Source organism: Streptococcus oralis subsp. dentisani (assembly GCF_002096615.1).
Classification (GTDB): Bacteria; Bacillota; Bacilli; order Lactobacillales; family Streptococcaceae; genus Streptococcus; species Streptococcus oralis_U.
Genome location: NZ_NCUX01000015.1, coordinates 1 through 2637, shown reverse-complemented (window position 1 = coordinate 2637; position 2637 = coordinate 1). Strand labels below are relative to the sequence as shown.

Below are 2637 nucleotides of genomic sequence, written 5' to 3'. Positions count from 1 at the left end.
CTATAATGCCCCATTTCCTCAGCAATATCTTTATAACGAGTATAAAACTCATCGTTTTTGGCTTTTTTAGCCTTGTGGAGTGAGCCAGCCATTATGCCACCCCACTTTCGTAGGGAGCATAAAAGGCTTCCTCACAAAAATGTGAAAAAGCCTGTTTTAGAGCTTGACAAAAAACACGTCCGATTACATAATCAGCGTGAGCTGTGAGCTGTGAGCTGTGAGCTGTGAGCTGTGAGCTGTGAGCTGTGAGCTGTGAGCTGTGAGCTGTGAGCTGTGAGCTGTGATTGCGTTCATAATGCTTAATTTCCTTTATTTTTGATACTTCTATTATATCAAAATTCTGGCTTTTTGCATAGTAGAAATTTACATTTTTGTTGACAATCATTCTTGTTTTCGATATAATATAATCAAGAAGTAAGGAGTACCAGTTATGAAGTTTGAGTTTAAATCATTATTTGATTTACAATCTGCTTTTCCAGACGAACAGTCATGTATTGACCATTTAGAAAATATGATTTGGGGCGATGTGATTATCAGCCCTTTTGATGCTACCTCAAAGGTCTACAAATGCAAAGGTAACAAATACCGTTGTAAAAATACTGGAAAATACTTCAATGTCAAGACTGGTACTCTTTTTGATAATACTAAAATTGAACTTCGTAAATGGTTTATGGCAATTTGGCTTGTGACTTCTCACAAAAAAGGAATCTCATCTGTACAATTATCAAAAGATATTGGTGTTACGCAAAAAACAGCTTGGTTCATGCTGGAACGTATCCGTAAGTGTTTTAATTCTGAAAACAACAATAGTCTTGATGATGTTGTGGAAGTTGATGAAACCTACATAGGTGGTAAAAACAAGAACCGTCATAACTCCAAAAAAGTCAAAAATGCTCAAGGGCGTTCATTGAAAGACAAATCTGCTGTAGTAGGCATGGTACAACGTCAAGGTAAAGTTAATGCTCATCATGTTCCAGATACAAAGACGAAAACATTGACTGAACAGATTGTCAAATACGTAAAGGAAACAGCTCAACTTTACACAGATGAATGGCTGGGTTATAATAAAGTGGCTAAGATGTATAATCATGACTTTGTTAATCATGGAATTAGTGAGTATGTGCAAGGTGATGTTTATACCAACACGATTGAAGGCTTTTGGGCTGGATTGAAACGTGGAGTATTAGGAATTTACCATTCGTGGTCTAAGAAATATCTTCAAGACTATGTAGATGAATTTGTTTTTCGTTATAATACTCGTGACTATTCGGATAGTGAGCGTTTTAATCTCCTGATTTCAAATGCCTGTGTTCGAACTAAATACAGGGAGCTGATTTATGGCTACTAATACATTACATGACCTACATTTTGAATTGGAAAGGTCTATCGCTCGTAGAGTTGATAGTAAGCTGATTGGTTATCAGGTCAGCCTTTCAGATGGTTTTTACAATAAATACACCAAACTCTGGGATAAGACCTATTCCTTTGATTTTGTTACTGAACATCGCTCTTTTTATACTCAACTAACAAAACGTTGTGTTTATGACGTACTTGGAGATAGTCAAAAGAGAATTGACAGAAAGGCTATTGCCAAACAAATGGCAGAGTTAGAAGCCTTGGTTGATATTGCAGAAAGTAAAGAGGAGTTTCAGAGCTTTTTTGAGAAAAAATACAGTCTCAAATTTCCTGATTTGAACGATTGCATTTATCAGAAGAAAAAAGAGTTATCTGATTTTGACAAAAAACTTTGGATAGCAATGCACTATAACCCTAGAAAAGATGAGGGGGAATAATAATGACAACATGGTACGATTACATGGTGAGAGCTAGTGAACATTCTGGAAGTGACGGTGATTTGTGGTTTCGCTATCTTTATAAGGTCATTAAAGATGAGGAGACTAAACTAACTACTGATGATGTAGAGCAATTGTTGAAAAATCCTACCTTAACACCTTTCCAAAAAATAACCCTTCAAGATGCTTTAACAGAAGGTACACACACAAGAGAACACGTTTTGCAGGCGAACCGTAAAAGTCAGCCAAAAGATATTTTGAAACTCTTTAGAGAGGGTAACTATGGATAAGAAAGTTTTATTTGAGGCTCTCAATACCGAATTAGCTAAGGAAAATATTGACCTAGAAATTATCTGTGTTGGTGGTTTTGTTCTGGAGTATTACAATCTCCGAGGAACACAAGATGTAGATGCCTTTTATCAAGAAGATGCTAAAATCAGAAGCATTATTGAGAAAGTTGGCGATGATTTTGATGTGAATAAGCCTGATGAGTTATGGCTGAACAACAATGTTGCAAATATGAATAAAATACCGCCACTGTCTATCTGTGAGAAGGCATTTAGCTATTCAAATTTGACTGTTTTTGTACCACCATTATCTTACATTCTCGGAATGAAACTAGACAGCGGACGAGATAGAGATAGGCAGGATGCTGGGAAAATTATTAAACTAGTGAAAATTCGTTCTATAAAAGATATTATCAATAAACTCAAAGAATATGGTTTTCAACCAGACCTTTCATTGATATTGGAAGTATTTGAGATAGCCTATGGTATGGAATGGTTGGCAGAATATATGAGTGAACATTATGAAGAATTTAGACATTATTAAAAGACGATTTCCG

General features: G+C 35.8%; 6 protein-coding genes. 4 read left to right on the top strand and 2 right to left on the bottom strand.

The genetic code is table 11. From position 1 onward, the window contains the following. Positions 1 to 92 (bottom strand): adenine-specific methyltransferase EcoRI family protein (locus tag B7708_RS09670; RefSeq protein ID WP_142358243.1); only part of this gene is annotated, 92 nt, incomplete at its 3' end. Then, a complete protein-coding gene (locus B7708_RS00135; protein ID WP_084972876.1) occupies positions 92 to 385 on the bottom strand; it encodes a hypothetical protein in 294 nt (97 codons plus the stop codon). The genes B7708_RS09670 and B7708_RS00135, both read right to left, overlap by 1 nt. A 45-nt stretch (positions 386 to 430) precedes the next feature. On the opposite strand from B7708_RS00135, the gene B7708_RS00130 reads away from it, so the two are divergent. The 4 genes from B7708_RS00130 to B7708_RS00115 are packed head-to-tail and all read left to right on the top strand — an operon-like array spanning position 431 to position 2624. Beyond that, positions 431 to 1348: an IS1595 family transposase gene (locus tag B7708_RS00130; RefSeq protein WP_084972874.1), complete on the top strand. Its 918-nt coding sequence runs from the start codon at positions 431 to 433 to the stop codon at positions 1346 to 1348. Continuing rightward, entirely contained in the window at positions 1338 to 1793 is a 456-nt protein-coding gene (locus B7708_RS00125; RefSeq protein WP_084972872.1) for a hypothetical protein, read from the top strand. Before B7708_RS00130 ends, B7708_RS00125 begins: the two co-directional genes overlap by 11 nt. 2 nt (positions 1794 to 1795) lie before the next feature. After that, positions 1796 to 2083: a hypothetical protein gene (locus B7708_RS00120; protein WP_084972870.1), complete on the top strand. Its 288-nt coding sequence runs from the start codon at positions 1796 to 1798 to the stop codon at positions 2081 to 2083. Further along, the gene (locus B7708_RS00115; protein ID WP_084972867.1) at positions 2076 to 2624 is read left to right on the top strand and encodes a DUF6036 family nucleotidyltransferase; all 549 of its coding nucleotides are present in this window, start codon (positions 2076 to 2078) and stop codon (positions 2622 to 2624) included. The genes B7708_RS00120 and B7708_RS00115 overlap by 8 nt, the downstream gene beginning before the upstream one ends. Positions 2625 to 2637 lie beyond the last annotated feature (13 nt).